The 17,484-nt window shown below is 57.2% G+C and carries 17 protein-coding genes; 12 read left to right on the forward strand and 5 right to left on the reverse strand.

What is annotated here, in order from left to right:
- Nucleotides 1-40 precede the first annotated feature (40 nt).
- From nosZ to KEHDKFFH_RS09235, 5 genes are all read left to right on the forward strand, one after another.
- Nucleotides 41-1,936 (forward strand): TAT-dependent nitrous-oxide reductase, encoded by a 1,896-nt coding sequence (gene nosZ / locus KEHDKFFH_RS09215; RefSeq protein WP_104321648.1) that lies wholly within the window; start codon nt 41-43, stop codon nt 1,934-1,936.
- Between the two features lie 227 nt (nt 1,937-2,163).
- Complete coding sequence (locus tag KEHDKFFH_RS09220) at nt 2,164-3,432, forward strand: nitrous oxide reductase family maturation protein NosD (RefSeq protein ID WP_104321649.1); 1,269 nt, start codon at nt 2,164-2,166, stop codon at nt 3,430-3,432.
- Entirely contained in the window at nt 3,429-4,361 is a 933-nt protein-coding gene (locus tag KEHDKFFH_RS09225; RefSeq protein ID WP_104321650.1) for an ABC transporter ATP-binding protein, read from the forward strand. Before KEHDKFFH_RS09220 ends, KEHDKFFH_RS09225 begins: the two co-directional genes overlap by 4 nt.
- Nucleotides 4,358-5,188 (forward strand): ABC transporter permease, encoded by an 831-nt coding sequence (locus KEHDKFFH_RS09230; protein WP_104321651.1) that lies wholly within the window; start codon nt 4,358-4,360, stop codon nt 5,186-5,188. The genes KEHDKFFH_RS09225 and KEHDKFFH_RS09230 overlap by 4 nt, the downstream gene beginning before the upstream one ends.
- A 14-nt stretch (nt 5,189-5,202) precedes the next feature.
- A complete protein-coding gene (locus KEHDKFFH_RS09235; RefSeq protein WP_104321652.1) occupies nt 5,203-5,739 on the forward strand; it encodes a nitrous oxide reductase accessory protein NosL in 537 nt (178 codons plus the stop codon).
- 68 nt (nt 5,740-5,807) lie between these two features.
- On the opposite strand, the gene moaA is transcribed toward KEHDKFFH_RS09235, so the two are convergent.
- Together moaA and KEHDKFFH_RS09245 are read right to left on the reverse strand one after the other, a co-directional pair.
- Complete coding sequence (gene moaA, locus KEHDKFFH_RS09240) at nt 5,808-6,800, reverse strand: GTP 3',8-cyclase MoaA (RefSeq protein WP_104321653.1); 993 nt, start codon at nt 6,798-6,800, stop codon at nt 5,808-5,810.
- A 145-nt stretch (nt 6,801-6,945) separates the two neighbouring features.
- Nucleotides 6,946-9,237 (reverse strand): nitric-oxide reductase large subunit, encoded by a 2,292-nt coding sequence (locus KEHDKFFH_RS09245; RefSeq protein ID WP_104321654.1) that lies wholly within the window; start codon nt 9,235-9,237, stop codon nt 6,946-6,948.
- A 262-nt stretch (nt 9,238-9,499) separates the two neighbouring features.
- Between KEHDKFFH_RS09245 and KEHDKFFH_RS09250 the strand changes: the two genes are divergently transcribed.
- Genes KEHDKFFH_RS09250 through KEHDKFFH_RS09260 form a run of 3 tightly spaced genes read left to right on the forward strand, consistent with a single transcriptional unit; the run spans nt 9,500 to nt 10,606 of the window.
- A complete protein-coding gene (locus tag KEHDKFFH_RS09250) occupies nt 9,500-9,724 on the forward strand; it encodes a hypothetical protein (protein WP_104321655.1) in 225 nt (74 codons plus the stop codon).
- Nucleotides 9,725-9,747: 23 nt separating this feature from the next.
- Nucleotides 9,748-10,140 (forward strand): YbaN family protein, encoded by a 393-nt coding sequence (locus tag KEHDKFFH_RS09255; protein ID WP_104321656.1) that lies wholly within the window; start codon nt 9,748-9,750, stop codon nt 10,138-10,140.
- Nucleotides 10,141-10,168: 28 nt separating this feature from the next.
- Nucleotides 10,169-10,606 carry an RrF2 family transcriptional regulator gene (locus KEHDKFFH_RS09260; protein ID WP_014578197.1) on the forward strand — a complete coding sequence of 146 codons (438 nt, stop codon included), beginning with the start codon at nt 10,169-10,171 and terminating at the stop codon, nt 10,604-10,606.
- A 42-nt stretch (nt 10,607-10,648) separates the two neighbouring features.
- On the opposite strand, the gene KEHDKFFH_RS09265 is transcribed toward KEHDKFFH_RS09260, so the two are convergent.
- Nucleotides 10,649-11,722: a fatty acid desaturase family protein gene (locus KEHDKFFH_RS09265; RefSeq protein ID WP_104321657.1), complete on the reverse strand. Its 1,074-nt coding sequence runs from the start codon at nt 11,720-11,722 to the stop codon at nt 10,649-10,651.
- A 54-nt stretch (nt 11,723-11,776) separates the two neighbouring features.
- A complete protein-coding gene (locus KEHDKFFH_RS09270) occupies nt 11,777-12,880 on the reverse strand; it encodes a ferredoxin reductase (protein ID WP_104321658.1) in 1,104 nt (367 codons plus the stop codon).
- 195 nt (nt 12,881-13,075) lie between these two features.
- Between KEHDKFFH_RS09270 and KEHDKFFH_RS09275 the strand changes: the two genes are divergently transcribed.
- Nucleotides 13,076-13,702: a TetR family transcriptional regulator gene (locus tag KEHDKFFH_RS09275; RefSeq protein ID WP_104321659.1), complete on the forward strand. Its 627-nt coding sequence runs from the start codon at nt 13,076-13,078 to the stop codon at nt 13,700-13,702.
- Between the two features lie 12 nt (nt 13,703-13,714).
- Here the strand turns inward: KEHDKFFH_RS09275 and KEHDKFFH_RS09280 are convergent, their stop codons facing one another.
- Nucleotides 13,715-15,178 carry a WS/DGAT/MGAT family O-acyltransferase gene (locus tag KEHDKFFH_RS09280; RefSeq protein ID WP_104321660.1) on the reverse strand — a complete coding sequence of 488 codons (1,464 nt, stop codon included), beginning with the start codon at nt 15,176-15,178 and terminating at the stop codon, nt 13,715-13,717.
- Between the two features lie 216 nt (nt 15,179-15,394).
- On the opposite strand from KEHDKFFH_RS09280, the gene KEHDKFFH_RS09285 reads away from it, so the two are divergent.
- Genes KEHDKFFH_RS09285 through KEHDKFFH_RS09295 form a run of 3 tightly spaced genes read left to right on the forward strand, consistent with a single transcriptional unit; the run spans nt 15,395 to nt 17,405 of the window.
- The gene (locus tag KEHDKFFH_RS09285; RefSeq protein ID WP_104321661.1) at nt 15,395-16,279 is read left to right on the forward strand and encodes a bile acid:sodium symporter family protein; all 885 of its coding nucleotides are present in this window, start codon (nt 15,395-15,397) and stop codon (nt 16,277-16,279) included.
- A 15-nt stretch (nt 16,280-16,294) separates the two neighbouring features.
- Nucleotides 16,295-16,675, forward strand: a complete 381-nt coding sequence (locus KEHDKFFH_RS09290) for a CidA/LrgA family protein (protein WP_104321662.1) — start codon at nt 16,295-16,297, stop codon at nt 16,673-16,675.
- Entirely contained in the window at nt 16,668-17,405 is a 738-nt protein-coding gene (locus KEHDKFFH_RS09295) for an LrgB family protein (RefSeq protein ID WP_088827117.1), read from the forward strand. The genes KEHDKFFH_RS09290 and KEHDKFFH_RS09295 overlap by 8 nt, the downstream gene beginning before the upstream one ends.
- Nucleotides 17,406-17,484 lie beyond the last annotated feature (79 nt).

Genomic DNA, 17,484 nt, shown 5'->3' on the forward strand with positions numbered 1-17,484 from the left:
AGAAGTAAAACCGCCATTACCAATAACGGAGTTGGATGTTATGAAAAAAAGAGATGATCTGACCAAAGACCTGCCGGAGCTTCCGGAAAGCGGCCAGAGCCGCCGTCGGTTTATGGGGGCTGCTGCGCTTGCGGGAGTCGCCGGTGCAGCCGGCCTGGGTACCGCCGTGATGTCGCGGGAGTCGTTTGCGGCTGCCGCCGAGGAGGCCCGTAACAAGTTCGTGGTGCACCCCGGCGAGCTCGACGAATACTACGGTTTCTGGAGTGGTGGTCACTCCGGTGAAGTACGGGTTCTGGGTGTACCGTCCATGAGGGAACTGATGCGCATCCCCGTGTTCAATGTGGATTCTGCCACCGGTTGGGGGATCAGCAATGAAAGCAAGGACGTGCTGGGCCATGATAATACCCACCTGAACGGCGATTCCCATCACCCCCACATTTCCATGACGGATGGTCGTTATGACGGCAAATACCTGTTCATTAACGACAAGGCCAACACTCGTGTAGCCCGGATCCGCCTGGACATCATGAAGTGCGACAAGATCACCACCATTCCGAATGTTCAGGCCATTCACGGCCTGCGTCTTCAGAAGGTTCCCAAGACCAAGTACGTGTTCTGTAACGCCGAGTATGTCATCCCCCATCCGAACGATGGCAGCGACACCAGCCTTGAAAGCAGCTTCACCATGTTCAACGCGGTAGACGCGGAAACCATGGAGGTGGCCTTCCAGGTGATTGTTGACGGTAACCTGGACAACACCGACGCGGACTACACCGGCAAGTACGCCTGCTCCACCTGCTACAACTCGGAGAAGGCACTGGATCTGGCCGGCACCATGCGTAACGATCGCGACTGGGCCGTGGTATTCAACATCGAGCGCATTGAGCAGGCGGTCAAGAATGGCAACTACAAGACCCTGGGTGACTCCAAGGTGCCTGTGGTAGATGGTCGCGCCGGTTCGGAACTGACCCGTTACATTCCGGTTCCGAAGAACCCGCATGGTCTGAATACCTCCCCGGACGGCAAGTACTTTATTGCCAACGGCAAGCTGTCACCAACGGCCACCATTATTGCTATCGACAAGCTGGATGATCTGTTCGATAGCAAGATTGAGCCGCGGGATACGGTGGTAGGCGAACCGGAACTGGGCCTTGGGCCCCTGCACACAACCTTCGACGGCCGTGGCAATGCCTACACCACTCTGTTCATCGACAGTCAGGTGGCCAAGTGGAACATTGCCGATGCCATCAGGCACTACAACGGCGAGGATGTGAACTACATTCGCCAGAAGCTGGATGTGCATTATCAGCCGGGCCACAACCACGCGTCTCTGACCGAATCCCGGGATGCCGATGGCAAGTGGCTGGTGGTGCTGTCGAAGTTCTCCAAGGACCGGTTCCTGCCGGTTGGACCTTTGCATGCGGAAAACGACCAGCTGATCGATATCTCCGGCGAGGAGATGAAGCTGGTTCACGATGGTCCGACTTTCGCCGAGCCTCACGACTGCATTCTGGTGCGTCGTGATCAGATCAAGACCAAGAAGATCTACGACCGTGATGATCCATTCTTTGCTTCTGCCGTTGAGCAGGCCAGGAAGGATGGCGTGACTCTGGAAGCCGACAACAAGGTTGTCCGCGATGGCAATAAGGTTCGTGTCTACATGACCTCTATTGCGCCGCAGTACGGTATGACGGAGTTCAAGGTGAAGCAGGGTGATGAGGTGACGGTGTACGTGACCAACCTGGACACCATTGAGGATGTGACCCACGGTTTCTGTATGGTGAACCATGGTGTCAGCATGGAGGTCAGTCCGCAGCAGACCTCTTCTGTGACCTTCAAGGCAGATCGTCCCGGGGTGCACTGGTACTACTGCAACTGGTTCTGTCATGCGCTGCATATGGAGATGCGGGGTCGCATGATCGTCGAGAAAGCCTGATAGGCCTATCTTTCGCCGGGACTCCTTTTGGAGTCCTGGTGATTTCCAACTTCGGAGAAGCAATCCAAGAGGAGAACCCTTTCCAAAACACGCTCCTGGCGGCACATCCCTGTGGCGCTTGGGCTCCGCCATCCATGGCTCCGCACAGTTTTGGAAAGGGTTCTCCTCTTGGATTGCCGTACCTAGGGCGGTGGCTTCGAGCCTGCTTCACTTATAGAGAATCTTAGATGTATCGAATCGTGCGTTATGGAGTGGCCCTGACAGTCGCTCTGTTATCGCTGACCGCGCAAGCGGACCTGCAAGAACAGCTTGATGCCCTGGAACCGGGCGCGAGCTTTGAGCTTCCCCCTGAGCAGATTTCGTCTCTGGCAATCCGGGTGCCCGGGGTGTCTGTGTCTTGCCATGCCGAGACGCTGATTGACCCCGGCGGGCAAGGCAATGCGGTGGATATCGTCGCCGAGGGGGTGACATTTTCGGGCTGTGCCGTTCGCAACTGGGGGAGCAATCTTAACGAGCTGGATGCGGGGATTTTTGTGGCTCGGGAGGCCAGGGGCGCGGTGGTTGAGAACAACCGTTTGCAGGGGCCTGCGTTCGGGGTGTGGCTGGACGCAACGCCGGATGTGACGGTGCGGAACAACAGGATTCGCGGTGATGACAGTCTGCGTCCGAATGACCGGGGCAATGGGATTCATCTGTTCAATACCACCGGCGCGCTGATTGAAGGCAATGACATCCGTCGGACGCGGGATGCGATTTATATCGAGACGGCGAATAACAATACGATCCGGGGCAATGAGATGGCGGATCTGCGTTATGGCATCCATTACATGTACTCGATGAATAATCTGCTGGAGAACAATGTCACCCGTAACACGCGAACCGGTTATGCGCTGATGCAGAGCAAGCGTCTGAGAGTGATTAACAACCGGTCGGTGAATGATGAGAACTACGGGATTCTGATGAATTTCATTACCCAGTCAGAGCTGCGGGCGAATGTGGTGACGGGTGTGTCCCAGGGGAAGACTGCCGGTGTTGCCATTGAGGGGGCTGAAGGTAAGGCGGTGTTTATCTACAACTCGCTGTACAACACTTTTGAAGGCAATGTCTTTGCCGACAGTAATATCGGCATTCATCTGACCGCGGGTTCGGAAGACAACGAAGTTTTTGGCAACGCGTTCGTGAACAATCAGCGCCAGGTCAAGTATGTCGCTACCCGCACCCAGGAGTGGTCAAAAGGGAAGAAGGGCAATTACTGGAGTGATTATCTGGGCTGGGACCGGAATCAGGACGGCGTTGGCGATGTGCCCTATGAGCCTAATGACAACGTGGACCGGCTACTTTGGAAATACCCGGAAGCGAAGGTTCTGATGTTCAGCCCGGCGGTGGATACCCTGCGCTGGGTGCAGGATGCGTTTCCGGTGGTCAAGTCTGCCGGTGTGACCGATTCCCACCCCCTGATGCGGATGCCCGCAGAGCTTCAACCGGAGAACCGATGAGCTGTTTTCACCTTGATAATGTGAGTTACCGGTACGACAAGAGCCCGGTCCTTACCGGGATCGACCTGACTCTGGAGCCGGGGGAAATTCTTGGGCTGTTCGGCCATAACGGGGCCGGTAAGACAACCTGTATCAAACTGATCCTGGGGCTTATGACCCCCAACCAGGGATCGGTTTCCGTGCTTGGCGGTCACGCCGGCGATCCGCAGGTAACCCAGCATATCGGTTACCTGCCGGAGAATGTGATGTTCTATCCGCAGCTGACCGGTCGGGAGATTCTGAACCATTTCGCACGGCTGAAGGGCGCCTCCCTGCAACAGGTGCCTCAACTGCTGGAACAGGTTGGCCTTGGCGATGCCATGGATGCTCGTACGAAGACATACTCGAAAGGCATGCGTCAGCGTCTTGGTCTGGCGCAGGCGCTGTTGGGCAAGCCGAAGCTGCTGATGCTGGACGAGCCTACCGTGGGTCTGGATCCGGTCGCCACGGCAGATCTGTACCGGCTGCTCCGGGAACTGTGTGAGGGAGGCACCGGCATTGTGCTGTGTTCCCATGTCCTGCCCGGTGTCGAACCTTATATTGACCGTGCAGCCATTCTCACCGATGGCGCACTGAAGGCTGCCGGCGATCTGGCCGCGTTAAGGCGACAGGCCAATATGCCGGTAACCCTGTCTCTGGATCCCGCCAATAGTATCTCGGCGCTGGAACATGTGATCGACAGGGCTTCGAGTAGCAGTGGCCTGATCATCAAGTCCGATAGCGGGCGCCTGCGGGTGGATGTGCAGCCAAGGGATAAAATGGCCTTGCTGCATGCAGTGATGGCGTCGGGTGAAGTGGCAGATATCAGCATTCATCAACCCAGCCTGGAAGATATCTACGTGCACTTTATCGGTTCGGGTGGCCTGGCCCACCGGGGAGGCAGCCAATGAACAGTATCTGGACCATTGCCCGCAAGGAACTCAGTGACAGCCTTCGTAACCGCTGGCTGATGGCCATTTCCCTCGTGTTTGCGACTCTGGCCCTGGGCATTGCCTGGTTTGGCGCCGCCGCCTCCGGGCAGGTGGGATATGCCTCCACGCCGGCCACCATTGCCAGCCTGGCGAGCCTTGGAATCTTCCTGATCCCGTTGATTGCACTGCTGCTGGCCTACGATGCCATCGTCGGAGAAGAAGAGGGTGGAACCCTGTTGTTACTGTTGACCTACCCACTAAGCCGAAGCCAACTGCTGCTCGGCAAGTTCCTGGGCCATGGCCTGACCCTGGCTCTCGCCACCGTGATTGGCTTCGGCGTGGCCGGGGTGGCCATTGCGGTGCTGGTGGATGACGTGGCTATTGCCAGCCTCGCGGTAGCCATGCTGCGGTTTATTGGCTCCACCGTGCTGTTGGGATGGGGCTTTATTGCCCTTGCCTACCTGATCAGTGTCCGGGTCAGCGAAAAGCCCATCGCCGCTGGCCTGGCCCTGGCGATCTGGTTCTTCTTTGTGCTGATCTTCGATCTGTTGCTGCTGGGTACCCTCGTGGCGAGCGAAGGCCAGTTCAGCGCGGAACTGTTGCCCTGGTTGTTGATGCTCAATCCCACGGATATCTACCGCCTGCTCAATATCGTTGCCTTCGGCGACAGCGCCCAGCTTAGTGGTGTCCTCAGCCTCGGTGCCGATCTGCCCATCGGCTTCGCTGGCCTCTGGCTTGGTTTGGTGCTGTGGTTTGCCATCCCGCTGGCGGGTGCCCTGTTACTTTTCCGAAACCGTCGTATCTGAACGGAGTTATCCCGATGAACAGAAGTAAACTCAACTGGCTCCTCGCCGCCCTGGCAGCCATAACCCTCACCGCCTGTTCGGGCAATGAGGAGCAGACCATGGCCAAACCCGAACCGGTGCATTTCGAAAGCGGCGATGAATGCCACGTTTGCGGCATGGTGATCTCCAATTTCCCGGGCCCCAAGGGTGAGGCCATAACCGAGAAAGAGCAGCACGTCCGCAAGTTCTGCTCCACCAAGGACATGTTCGCCTGGATGCTCCAGCCGGAGAATGAAAACCGTGATCACACCCTCTACGTCCACGACATGGCCCAGACCGAGTGGGAGCATCCGGACGACACCGCCCTGATCGACGCCCGGGACGCTTTCTTCGTGGTTGGCTCTGACCGCTCGGGCGCCATGGGGCCGACGCTTGCCTCCTTTGCGACCGAGGAAGCCGCCCACGGGTTCATGATGGAACATGGCGGTGAGGTTCTGAAATACAGTTCGATCACCATGGAGCATCTGAATACCGGCATGGCGAAGCATGGTATGGATGGTATGGACCACTAGAAATGAAAAAGGGTCAGATGAAAGCTTTCATATGACCCTTTTGTTGTGCTGGTTGCTGTGCCGGCCGCTTAGCCGCCGGTCATGTTCATGAACCGGAGGATCTGCACATCCCCGTTGCTGGAGAAGTGATGCCGCTCCGGCTTCAGATCCATCGCATTGATAATGGTCTCCCGCAACTTATCATCAGTCACCGGATTGCCCCGCAGAACCCTGCGCAGATCCACCGAGTGCTCGTTACCCAGGCACAGCAGCAGCCGACCTTCGACGGTCACCCGCACCCGATTACAGGTAGAACAGAAGTTGTGGGAATGGGGAGAAATGAAACCGACCCGGGTCTCGCTATCCTCCATCCGGTAATACCGGGCGGGACCGCCGGAATCCTCGGTAGCGGGTACCAGTTCGTGGTGCTTGCGGATAATGTCCCGCACTTCCTCGCTGGTACACAGCGCCAGGCCCCGATCGTGTTCGGAAATCTCACCCAACGGCATCTCTTCGATAAAGCTGATATCCACCTTTTTTTTGCGGGCGAACTCGATCAGCTCCGGGATCTCCTCATCGTTGCGGCCCTTCATCACCACCGTATTGATCTTGATGCCCCGGAAGCCAGCTTCCCGGGCAGCATCAATACCGTCCAGCACCTGTGACAGTTTGCCGGTGCGGGTGATGTTGCGGAATTTTTCGGCGTCCAGGGAATCCAGGCTGATGTTCAGGCGATGCATCCCCGCCTTGCGCAGAGGCTCTGCCATGGTGGTGAGCTGGCTGCCATTGGTGGTCATGGCGAAGTCGCGCAGACCGTAAGTGCCAATCTCCTTTACCAGCTCCAGGATATCCTTGCGCACCAGCGGCTCGCCGCCGGTCAGACGAATTTTTTCGGTACCCAGGTCAACAAAGTTGCGGGCAACGCGGGCGATTTCCTCGAGAGTCAGAACCTGTTGGCGGGGCAGGAAGGTCATGTCCTCGGCCATACAGTACACGCAGCGGAAGTCGCACCGGTCAGTGACGGACAGACGCACGTAGTTGACGGTGCGACCAAAACGGTCTGTCAGCTTGTTCTGGGGCATCGGGTTGGTCCTGTTGCCGATTGTTTTTTAACCTGAGTATAGACCAAGTATTGCAGATTGGATCACCAATTCCGATACCCCTCGGGAGGTAAGCCTGCTATCAGGTAAATCAGAGTGGGCCTTCCCTGGCCCGGGCTCTCTTGGATCAGGCGCTGAGCTCGCTGGCTGCGCCGCTTTCATCGGTTTCGAGGGTAGCCGGCTCCAGATCCGGGAAGAAAACGCCCTTCACGACTTGCCAGGTTACGGCGAGGGCGCCGACGATGAAGACCACGTCGCCAATGGTTCTGACCCAGCGCAGGGTTTGCAGGATATCGCTCTGCATGAAGGCTTCACTGCGGGCGTACCACAGGCCCTCGCTGGCGCTGGCAATGAACTGGATAAAGCCGACCGGCAACAGGCTGGTGAACAGCATCAGGACCAGGCCAATATTCAGCCACCAGAAACCTACTTTCATCAGCCGCTCGTCAAAGACGATGCGCGGACGGATGTAACGCAGGATCATCAGTGCGAAGCCCAGGGCCAGGAACCCATAGACACCGAACAGGGCCGCGTGGGCGTGGGTGGGCGTGGTGTTCAGGCCCTGGATGTAATACAGCGCGATTGGCGGGTTGATCATGAACCCGAGCACGCCGGCACCCAGCATGTTCCAGAAGGCAACCGCCACAAAGAAGGTCAGCGGCCAGCGAATGTTCTCCATCCACGGTGCGCGGGACTTCAGGCGCCAGTTTTCCCAGGCCTCATATCCCAGGACTACAAGCGGTACCACTTCCAGTGCACTGAAGGTGGCGCCCACTGCCATTACCGGCGTGGTGGTGCCTGAGAAGTACAGATGGTGGAAGGTGCCGGGCACACCCCCGAGCATGAACAGGCTGGCGGAGGCCAGGCTGGCAGACGTTGCCACGGTGCGCGATACCAGGCCCATGCTGCAGAAGATAAAGGCCAGGGCAGTGGTTGCGAACACTTCAAAGAAGCCTTCGACCCACAGGTGGACAATCCACCAGCGCCAGTACTCCATGATCGAGATATGAGTACGCTCCCCATAGAAGAAGCCGGCGCCATAGAACAGGCCGATGGCAACCACCGAAGCGGTCAGCAGGGCCAGCAGGTTCTTGTCACCAGGCTGGCGTAGCGCTGGAACAATGCCGCGCAGCATCAGTACCAGCCAGAACACGATGCCGAGAAATTTGCCAATCTGCCAGAGGCGACCAAGGTCTACATACTCGTAACCCTGGTGGCCCAGCATGAAGCTGAGATTGGCCGGCATGATCTGGTTGATGGCAAGGAAGTTGCCAATAAACGAACCGGCAACCACTGCCACCAGTGCCCAGAACAGCACATCAACACCCAGTTTCTGGAATTTCGGATCCTTGCCGCCATTGATGATGGGGGCGAGGAACAGACCAGCGGCGAGGAAGCCGGTGGCAATCCAGAACATGGCAGACTGAATGTGCCAGGTACGCATCAGGGAATATGGGAACCACTCAGAAGTCTGGATACCGTAGAAACCCTGGCCTTCAACCGTATAGTGGGCAGTGAAGCCGCCAAGCATGACCTGGAAAGTGAACAGGCCAACCACCAGCAGAAGATACTTGCCCAATGCTTTCTGGGAAGGCGTAAGCCCGACTGCACTCAGTGGATCCTTCAGTGGCGCCTGCGGTTCCTCATCTTCCTTGCGAAGGAAGGCCCAGGCCCAGATCAGACCACCGACACCGGCAATCAGGAGAACCACACTGATTAACGACCAGACCACGTTCTCGCCGCTAGGCCTGTTGTCGATAAGTGGCTCGTGGGGCCAGTTGTTGGTGTAGGTAACCTCGCTGTCCGGGCGTTCGGTAGCAGCGGCCCAGGCCGTCCAGAAGAAAAACTCGGTCATCCGCTCGCGACGCTCGGCGCTGGGCAGGGTGTTTTCCTTCATGGCGTAGTTTTCGCGGGTAAACTGCAGTTCCGGAGCGTCGCTGAACAGTCGGCTGTAGTAGTCGGCTGTTCTGGCAATAGCTTCGCTCCTGCGCTCGGAAAGGTGCAGGGTGCTGGTAGCGGCGTCGTAGGTATTGGTGCGGTACTCGGTTTTCAGGTCGTACTGCAGGGCGTTCTGCTGCTGCCCGCTGAGGCTGTGCCATTCCTGCCCGTACTCTTCCTGGGCTGCGATTTCCAACCAGGTTTCCAGTTCACGATGCAGCCAGTCGGCGGTCCAGTCCGGTGCCTGGTAGGCACCGTGGCCCCAGATCGAGCCAAGCTGCATCCCCCCGACGGACTGCCAGGCAGTTTGTCCGTCAAGAATGCTTTCCTCTGTCATCAGGGTGTTGCCGTCGGCGGACACAACGCGATCCGGGATGGGCGGTGCTTCGCGGTACACCTCGGCACCGAAATACCCCAGGAGCGTGAAGGTTACTGCCAGGATTCCGATCAGCAAAAACCAGAGGCGGCGGTACTTAGCCATGGTGCGCTCCTCCCATTCTGGTCGGGTAGGCGTCTTTCTGTTTCATAACACTGTCTCCTCAACAAACATTTATTTAAGATAAATCTTTATGCGGGAATTTTGATTTGATGTATTTAAGGTGTCAAATTTATTTTGTGGGTATGTCGGAAGTTGTAGGTGGGTTAAGGGGAGGCTGCAGATGGGTGGAGTTCTACGGTTTGATTTTTTTCTGTTGCCGGTTTAGCATTAAGATGTATTGGGGGTAAATGTTAAAGGTGGATTCATGAGTGACTACGAAAAGTGGCTTTTCACAGCAAGCAGCACCCTGGGACTGTCAGTGTTGGGTTTGATGGTTACAATTCTGCTTGCATACCCGTTGGCGGGCGCGCTTGCACTGTCTGCGCAAATTGCTGCCCACATCGGAACCCTGGTTTTTGCGGTCGGTATCAAGGTGGCCTATGTGGCGCGTCTGGTTTTTCTCAGCCGTTTGGGCAGACCTGTCCATTGAATCCCGGTAGAATAGATGCAGTTATGAACCTTGGTGAGAACCCCGTGATGGGCGATCGTTTTGGGAAAACCGGATTTCGTATCCTTGCGTATATCTCGATTACGCTGGCTGCTGCAGGAGTAGTTCTGCCGTTGTTGCCCACAACACCTTTCGTTCTGCTGGCCGCATTTTTTGCCAGCAAGGGGTCTCCGGCTTTTGCTCAGTGGCTTGAAGACCATCCCAGGTTCGGTCCTGCCATTGATCATTGGCGTACACGCAGGGCAGTGCCGGCACGGGCGAAGGTACTGGCGTGCAGCATGATGGCCCTGAGTTGGGGGATGCTGTTTGCGCTGGGAGCGTCAGGGATGGTGTTGGGTATTTCTGGTGTATTTTTGTGCGGCACCGCCTGTTATCTGGTGACCCGACCTTCTTATTGAACGATTGCACACACGACTGGAGTATTGAATGCACATCACCCGCTACACGGATTATTCACTTCGAGTACTGATATATCTGGCAGTTCAGGGTGATCGTCTGGCGACCATTCAGGAAATCGCTGACAGCTATGACATTTCCAAAAACCACCTCATGAAGGTGGTGCACCAGCTGAACAAGAAGGGCTATATTGAAACCATCCGGGGCAAAAAGGGTGGAATGCGTCTGCACCGTTCGCCTTCGGATATCAGTATCGGCATTTTGGTACGGGAAACCGAGCAGGACCTGAGCATCGTGGAGTGCTTTTCCTCCAAGAACGCCTGCAAGATAACACCCGTGTGTGGCCTGAAATCGATGTTCGGTGAGGCGTTGAAGGCCTTCCTGGAAGTGCTCGACAAATACACTCTTGCTGACGTCATCCAGGAACAGCACCGGCCCCAGCTTTTGAGATTACTTCAGATAGCCTGACGCGGCCGGGCGCGTCTTCAGCGCCTGGCCGGTCCAGCCCTGTCAGGCCGCTCTGGCCATTCCCATCAACCTCTCCGGCAGTGAATACCTGAGTACCCGCTTCACCACCGTGCCGTACTGCTTTGCAAAACTGCCGGTGTTGTAGTGAATACCGTGCTTTCGACACACCGCCTGTACCTTCCCGGAAATCTCCGGATATCGGTGGGCGGGCAGGTCCGGGAACACGTGGTGTTCCACCTGGTAGCTAAGATGGCCGCTCAGAATATGCAGCCAGCGGCCCCCGGTGAAGTTAGAGGACCCTGTGAGCTGGCGCAAATACCAGTGGCCCTTGCTCTCACCCTCGCATTCCTCTTCCGTGAAGGTTTCCGCATCCTGGGTAAAGTGGCCACAGAAAATCACCGTGGATGACCAGAGATTTCGGATCAGGTTTGCGCCCACATTCCCCGCCAGAACAATCGGAGCCACCGGAAAGGTAAGCAGCGGGAAGAAAACGTAGTCCTTGAATGCCTGCCTGCCCCCTTTGCGGGCGAACTCTTTCAGAAAGGGAAGTTTTTCGCGCCAGCTTATTTCCCGGCTGCGAAGTTTTTCGGTTTCAAGTTCGTGCAGTCCAACGCCCCACTGGAAGAGCACGCTCAGCAGAATGTAATTGATGAACTGAAGTGTGTGCCAGGGTTTCCAGGGTTCGTCATCGGTCAGTCGTAACACCGCATAGCCGTAGTCGCGGTCCTTGCCGATGATGTTGGTGTAGGTGTGGTGCTCATAGTTGTGAGTGCGGCGCCAGGAATCCCCCGTGCAGACCGTATCCCACTCGTAGGTCTGGGAGTGCAGGCTGGGGTCGTTCATCCAGTCATACTGGCCGTGCATGACATTATGGCCGATCTCCATATTTTCCAGAATCTTGGCAATGCCCAGGGTTGCCGTGGCGGCAACGAACACCGGCGGCAGGAACCCGAACGGCATCATGATCCGGCCGCCCGCTTCAAGACTCCGGTGCAGACGGACCATCCGCCGGATGTATCGCGCGTCCCGTTCGCCGAGGTCTGCGAGTACCTCATCCCGGATCGCGTTCAAATCGGTTTCAAGTTCTGAGAGTTGCGCTTCGGTCATCTTTTTCATGGTGATACTCCCTGCGGTGCGCTGAGGCGCCGCGATAAAATCGGGTGTGGATTCTTAAAGGTCGAGCGAGACCGGGCCCCGGGGTACAGAGATACACAGCTGAATGTTTTCCTCGCCGGGGCCGGAGGCCTGGCCGGTCAGGCGGTTGATCACGGTCCCTGTGGTTTTCCGGCAACTGCATTGATGGCATATGCCCATACGGCATCCGTGGCGCGGGGTCAGGCCGGCGGCCTCGGCGATTTCCAGCAAGGTGGCATCGCCCTCGGAGCCGACCTCCAAGCGGCTGCCTTCAAACTGAACCTGGCCACCAAGTGTTTGGTTTCCCAGATCGGCACCTGGAGTGGAGAAGAACGTGCTGTGGATATCCGAATCAGCAAAGCCTCGTTTGAAGAGAAGATCCTGCGCCAGATCCATAAGGCCCTTTGGGCCGCATAGATAGACCTGCCGTGCCTTGATGCCGGGTACCGCGTCCAGATCCTGGTCACGCAGATAGCGAGGTTCCTTCGACTCGTTGGAGGCAATGATATTGAGCGTCAGGGCGCTGTAGCGTGTCTCCAGAGCCAGCAGCTTTTCCCGGGCAATAACGTCATCACGGGTTCGAACGAAATACAGCAATGTCACCGGTGCCCGGTAATCCAATGCCGCCATGGTTTCAAGCTGGCTCAACACTGGCGTGATGCCGCTGCCACCGGCAATGAACAGGACCGGTCGGGCCGGTTGGGGTATCTGAAAGTCGCCAAAGGCCTCCCCCAAACCTATGACTGCACCGGTTTGCAGGTAATCGTGCAGCCAGTTGGTCACCAGACCGCCCGGAAGGCGTTTGATGGTCAGCGTGACCAGCCCCTGATCCTGCCAGAGCAGGGGCGAGCTCGAGAGACTGAACGTACGGTTGCGGCGGATTCCGTCAACTTCAACACAGATGTTCACATGCTGACCTGCGCGGAAGCCTGACCAGCGTCGGGCGGGTTTCAGAACAAGTGTTTTGGTGTCCCGGGTCTCAGAGAGGATCTGCTCTACTCGGGCCGGTGTGTACTCTTGTACCCACATAGGGTTGATACGTTCGAGCAGAGGGTCGAAAAATGCCTCTGGATCGTTCCTGTTGAACAGCTGCCTGCCAAGCCATTGCAGGGCTTTATGCTGGGTTTCTCTCGGTAACATACTGGGTGCCTCCCTGAGGCTTTCGGTTATCCGTGTGTACAAGTGTTCACTAATGTGTACGAATGTACACACGGAAGCTTCCGACTACAACGGCCCGACTGGCAATGGCTCAAAATGACAAGCATTCTGTACTTTTATTTTTTTGGATGTGTACACTTGTGAACCTTGGTTGACGGCAGACGGTACAGACGCAAAATGGCGGAAAAACAACGAAGAAAGCCCGGTGAAACCCGTGAGAAACTGATGACTGCGGCGTTGACGCTGGTAGGCAAGGGCCGGCATTTCGCCAGTCTTGGTATCCGGGAAGTGACCCGGCAGGCAGGTGTGGTGCCAACTTCTTTTTACCGGCATTTCCGCAATATGGACGATCTGGGGCTTCAGCTTGTGGATGAGCTGGGGCTGGTGCTGCGCAGGATGATGCGAGAGGCCCGGGCCAATGTTTTGCAGGCGGACAAACTGATCGAGGAATCGGTGGCCATCTTTATCAGCCACGCTCAGGCCAACCGGAGTTTTTTCCTGTTTATGGCTCAGGGGCTAGCGGGGGAGAGCCGGGCGGTGCAGGAGGGCATTCGTAGCGAGATGCGTTTCTTTGCCAGCGAGCTTGCCAACGATCTGCGCAGATTGAGGCTGGTGGACCACCTGACCGACCAGGATCTGGACATGACCTGTGATCTGGTAGTGCGTAGTGTGGCCTTCAGCCTGACCGATCTGCTCGGCGTATCAGCCGACGACGATTACCAGGTTGAGCAGATCCGGAAGCGGACCATCCGCTTCCTTCAACTGATCTTCGTGGGCGCTGCCCATTGGCAAAGCGGGGGCTGATCGCCAGCCATATCAGTCCGCTTTACTCTTTCTCGTCGACTGCTTGCGTGCCGCCTTGGGCGCAGCTTTCGGTTTGGCCTTTGGCGGCAAAATCAGGCTTTCCAGTTCGTCCAGTGCTTCACCGGTGTAAACCGCCAGTCTCTGCATGCTTGGCAGGGTGTCCCGACAGCCCGTGTACCCGAAGTTCAGCGAGCCGTCATAGCTCAGACAGGTAATGTTCAGTGCGCCCCCGTGGGCGATCAGGGACACCGGGTACATGGCCTCCAGTTTCGCACCCTCGTAGTAGAGGGTTCTCTGGGGCCCTGGCACATTGGAAATCGTGACATTGAATACCGGCCGCATCCTTCCACCCAGACCGGACATCAATTGCAGTATGTAGGGCGACATTAAAAGCATGGTGTACTGGGTCAGAGCGCTTTTGGGCAGCTTCTGCAGATGCTCTTTCGCCCTGCGGGTGGAGGACTTGATGTTCTGCAGGCGGGTTAGCGGATCCGCCTCGTCGGTTGCCAGGGAAGCGATCATGAAACTGATCTGTGTGCCTACACCCTGGTCGTCAGACGGCCGGATATTGACCGGGATGCCAGCGGTGAGGGCTGTGTCCGGAAGTTCATCCTGTTCCAGAAGAAAACGTCTCAGGGCGGTGCCGCAAAGATACAGAACGATATCGTTCAGGGAGCCGCCGGAAACATGAGCAAGCTCTTTGATCCGGTCCAGTTGATAGTGCTGGGTGGCGAACCGGCGCTGGCCGGTGACCCGGTGATTGATCTTGGATACGGGCCCGGTGAACGGCGCTGTCAGGCCGTCCTCCGGGTGACGGACTGAATGCACCAGCCGGTTGCCCGCCTGCCACAGACGTGGCGCCATATCCGCCTGCAGTTTCAGGGCATCCATGGCCTGTGAAACGGCACCGGGCACACTGGCCTCGGAGTCAGATTTGCTGCCGCGACGACGCTCCGGGCGCACCGACCAGGGGGGTGGCATATCCCTTTTATCGGGATCTGTCGTCAACACCCTTTGCATCAGGCGAACACCGCTGATGCCATCAATCATGGAATGATGCATCTTGGTATAAAGCGCAAACCGGTTATTTTCCAGTCCCTCGATAACGTGGCACTCCCAGAGCGGGCGGGCAAAATCCAGGGGGTTGGAATGCAGGCGCGATACCAGAATACCCAGTTCACGTTCACCGCCGGGGCGGGGTAGCGCCGAGTGGCGCACGTGGTAGTCCAGGTCGATGTCCTTGTCGACTTTCCAGGCCGGGGCCAGTACCCGACCCAACAGTCCGGACCAGGCAAGCTTGTAACCCCAGGGAGGCGCTACGTCACCGGTTTCTTTCATGCGGGTCACCATGTCCCGTAGAAAGGTTTCAGGGGCGCCCTCCGGTAGCGAAAATATCTGCAGGTTGCCCACGTGCATGGGTGTGTCTTCAGATTCTACGGCCAGCCAAGAGGCATCCAGGGTTCCCAGGCGTTTCATTCCTTGTGTGTCTCCACCAGTGTCCAGGTATTTTAATTGTCTGATGCAAGTATACTTGCAACTGCTTTGTGACACGATGCTTGCGGTCATAAACTTGCCGGTTTTTACGGCGTTTGACCGTTACACGCTGTTGCCGTTGAAGGCTCCCGAAAGGGAGCAGTGTGTGCTACTTTTCATCGGTTGGTCGCAGTAAAAACAAAAACATCCGGAGGCGTTGTGGAATCCAGCCCGCTTATCTCGGCAGGTCTGCCGATTGCTCTGTTCATTATCATGATCGGTATCGGCATGACCCTGACGATACGTGATTTCCGCCAGGTGGCGGTGTATCCGAAAGGGATGATTGTCGGAACGGTTGCCCAGATTCTTGTCATGCCGATCATCGCCTTCATGCTGGCCACATTGCTGGCGGTTCCGCCGGCCATCGCCGTCGGTCTGGTGATCATTGCCGCCTGCCCCGGGGGCACCACCTCGAATCTGTTTGTGCTGCTCTCACGGGGTAATATTGCGCTCTCCATCGTGCTGACCGTCAGCGCCAGCCTGATCACCATCCTTACTTTGCCCCTGTTCACCAACATTGCGCTTCAGCACTACATGGGAACTGAAGAGAACATCGTGCTGCCGGTATGGAAAACCGTGGGTATGCTGATCGGCATCGTGCTCTTCCCGGTAGCCATCGGGATGGTGGTTCGTACCCGCAAGCCGGAGGTTGCCCGTAAGGCAGAAAGCATTGTGAGTATCTTTGGCGGTATCGTGCTGGCGGTCCTGATTGTGGCGCTGGTGTACGGGGTTCGTGACCAGATCTGGGAGCTTCTTAAACAGGCGGGGCCGGCCACCATCCTGTTGAATCTGGCCGGTATCGGCCTGGGCCTTGCAGCCGGTCGTGTGGCGGGCCTGACCCAACGGGAATCGCTTGCGGTGGCGGTCGAACTGGGTGTAAAGAACGGTACCATTGCATTGATGGTCACCCTGACGCTACTTGAGTCCAGTGCCATGTCCATTCCTGCAGCGGTATACGGGGTGCTGATGTTCCCGATCGGCTTTGTTCTGGCCATGTACGGCCGGAGCATCATTCCCATTTCGACGGTACAGAGCAAAAACTGACTGGAGTCCTGCGTTATGCAGTTCCTGAACGGCATTACCCTGCTGCTGGTTTATCAACTGGTGGGGGAGATTACAGTCCGACTGCTGGGCCTGCCTATCCCCGGGCCGGTGCTTGGCATGGTGATGCTGTTCGTGACCCTGATGATCCGGGGCAAGGCCCCGGAATCTGTGGATCAGGCATCTACGGCCTTGCTCAGCCATCTCTCACTTCTGTTTGTCCCCGCCGGCGTAGGCATGATGGCGCATTTTGGCCGCATTGCCGACGAGTGGGTTCCGATAACCCTGGCGCTGCTGTTGAGTACGGTTATCACCATGGTCGCCACCGCTCTGATCATGCAGGTGACCACTCGCTGGTTTGCCAAGCCTCTCCCGGAAAAGGAGGGCGGCGATGAATGAGCCGGGCCTGAAAGACATCTGGGTCTACCTTTCCGCGTCGCCCCTCCTCGGGCTAACGATTACGCTGGTGGCCTATGGCCTGGCCTACCGGCTGTACCTGAAAACCAATTCCAATCCGTTGGCCAATCCGGTGGTCACGTCCGTGGCCATGCTCATCATTCTGTTGCTGGCGACAGGCACCTCCTACAGCGATTATTTTGAAGGCGGCCAGTTTGTTCACTTTCTGCTGGGCCCGGCGACGGTGGCGCTGGCTGTTCCCCTGTATCAGCAGTTTTCCAGGCTTCGACAGCTCTGGTTGCCGGTAACGATTTCGCTCTTCTGCGGCGTTGTCATCGCCGCCGGCAGCTCCATTGGCCTGGCTCGTCTTCTGGGTGGATCCACCGAGATCCAGATGTCCCTGGCACCGAAGTCGGCAACGGCGCCAGTGGCCATGGGGATTTCTGAAAAAATCGGGGGGCTTCCGTCATTGACGGCTGTATTGGTGGTCATCACCGGCATCACGGGCGCCGTTCTGGGCACCAAGCTTTTTGAGTGGATCCGGGTTCGGGACGACACCGCCAAAGGTATTGCCATGGGCGTTGCAGCTCACGGCATCGGCACAGCCCGGGCGTTTCAGGTAAGCTCGCAGATGGGTGCCTTCTCCGGTCTGGCGATGGCGCTTTCTGCCTTCGCTACGGCCCTGCTGGTGCCCTGGCTGGTTGATCTTCTTGAAGCCTGGATCCCCGCCTGATTCTGCTACTTTGGAACCACGACCAAGATCCTATAAAAAGCAATTTAAATGTTTATTTAAGAATGGCCTTCTGATGGGT

It is taken from the genome of Marinobacter maroccanus (assembly GCF_002933275.1).
GTDB classification, from domain to species: domain Bacteria; phylum Pseudomonadota; class Gammaproteobacteria; order Pseudomonadales; family Oleiphilaceae; genus Marinobacter; species Marinobacter maroccanus.

What these genes read in the sequence shown, in the direction of transcription:
- nosZ (WP_104321648.1), top strand. Translation starts at nt 41, where the DNA reads ATGAAAAAAAGAGATGATCTGACCAAAGACCTGCCGGAGCTTCCGGAA.
- KEHDKFFH_RS09220 (WP_104321649.1), top strand. Translation starts at nt 2,164, where the DNA reads ATGTATCGAATCGTGCGTTATGGAGTGGCCCTGACAGTCGCTCTGTTA.
- KEHDKFFH_RS09225 (WP_104321650.1), top strand. Translation starts at nt 3,429, where the DNA reads ATGAGCTGTTTTCACCTTGATAATGTGAGTTACCGGTACGACAAGAGC.
- KEHDKFFH_RS09230 (WP_104321651.1), top strand. Translation starts at nt 4,358, where the DNA reads ATGAACAGTATCTGGACCATTGCCCGCAAGGAACTCAGTGACAGCCTT.
- KEHDKFFH_RS09235 (WP_104321652.1), top strand. Translation starts at nt 5,203, where the DNA reads ATGAACAGAAGTAAACTCAACTGGCTCCTCGCCGCCCTGGCAGCCATA.
- moaA (WP_104321653.1), bottom strand. Translation starts at nt 6,800, where the DNA reads ATGCCCCAGAACAAGCTGACAGACCGTTTTGGTCGCACCGTCAACTAC.
- KEHDKFFH_RS09245 (WP_104321654.1), bottom strand. Translation starts at nt 9,237, where the DNA reads ATGGCTAAGTACCGCCGCCTCTGGTTTTTGCTGATCGGAATCCTGGCA.
- KEHDKFFH_RS09250 (WP_104321655.1), top strand. Translation starts at nt 9,500, where the DNA reads ATGAGTGACTACGAAAAGTGGCTTTTCACAGCAAGCAGCACCCTGGGA.
- KEHDKFFH_RS09255 (WP_104321656.1), top strand. Translation starts at nt 9,748, where the DNA reads ATGAACCTTGGTGAGAACCCCGTGATGGGCGATCGTTTTGGGAAAACC.
- KEHDKFFH_RS09260 (WP_014578197.1), top strand. Translation starts at nt 10,169, where the DNA reads ATGCACATCACCCGCTACACGGATTATTCACTTCGAGTACTGATATAT.
- KEHDKFFH_RS09265 (WP_104321657.1), bottom strand. Translation starts at nt 11,722, where the DNA reads ATGAAAAAGATGACCGAAGCGCAACTCTCAGAACTTGAAACCGATTTG.
- KEHDKFFH_RS09270 (WP_104321658.1), bottom strand. Translation starts at nt 12,880, where the DNA reads ATGTTACCGAGAGAAACCCAGCATAAAGCCCTGCAATGGCTTGGCAGG.
- KEHDKFFH_RS09275 (WP_104321659.1), top strand. Translation starts at nt 13,076, where the DNA reads ATGGCGGAAAAACAACGAAGAAAGCCCGGTGAAACCCGTGAGAAACTG.
- KEHDKFFH_RS09280 (WP_104321660.1), bottom strand. Translation starts at nt 15,178, where the DNA reads ATGAAACGCCTGGGAACCCTGGATGCCTCTTGGCTGGCCGTAGAATCT.
- KEHDKFFH_RS09290 (WP_104321662.1), top strand. Translation starts at nt 16,295, where the DNA reads ATGCAGTTCCTGAACGGCATTACCCTGCTGCTGGTTTATCAACTGGTG.
- KEHDKFFH_RS09295 (WP_088827117.1), top strand. Translation starts at nt 16,668, where the DNA reads ATGAATGAGCCGGGCCTGAAAGACATCTGGGTCTACCTTTCCGCGTCG.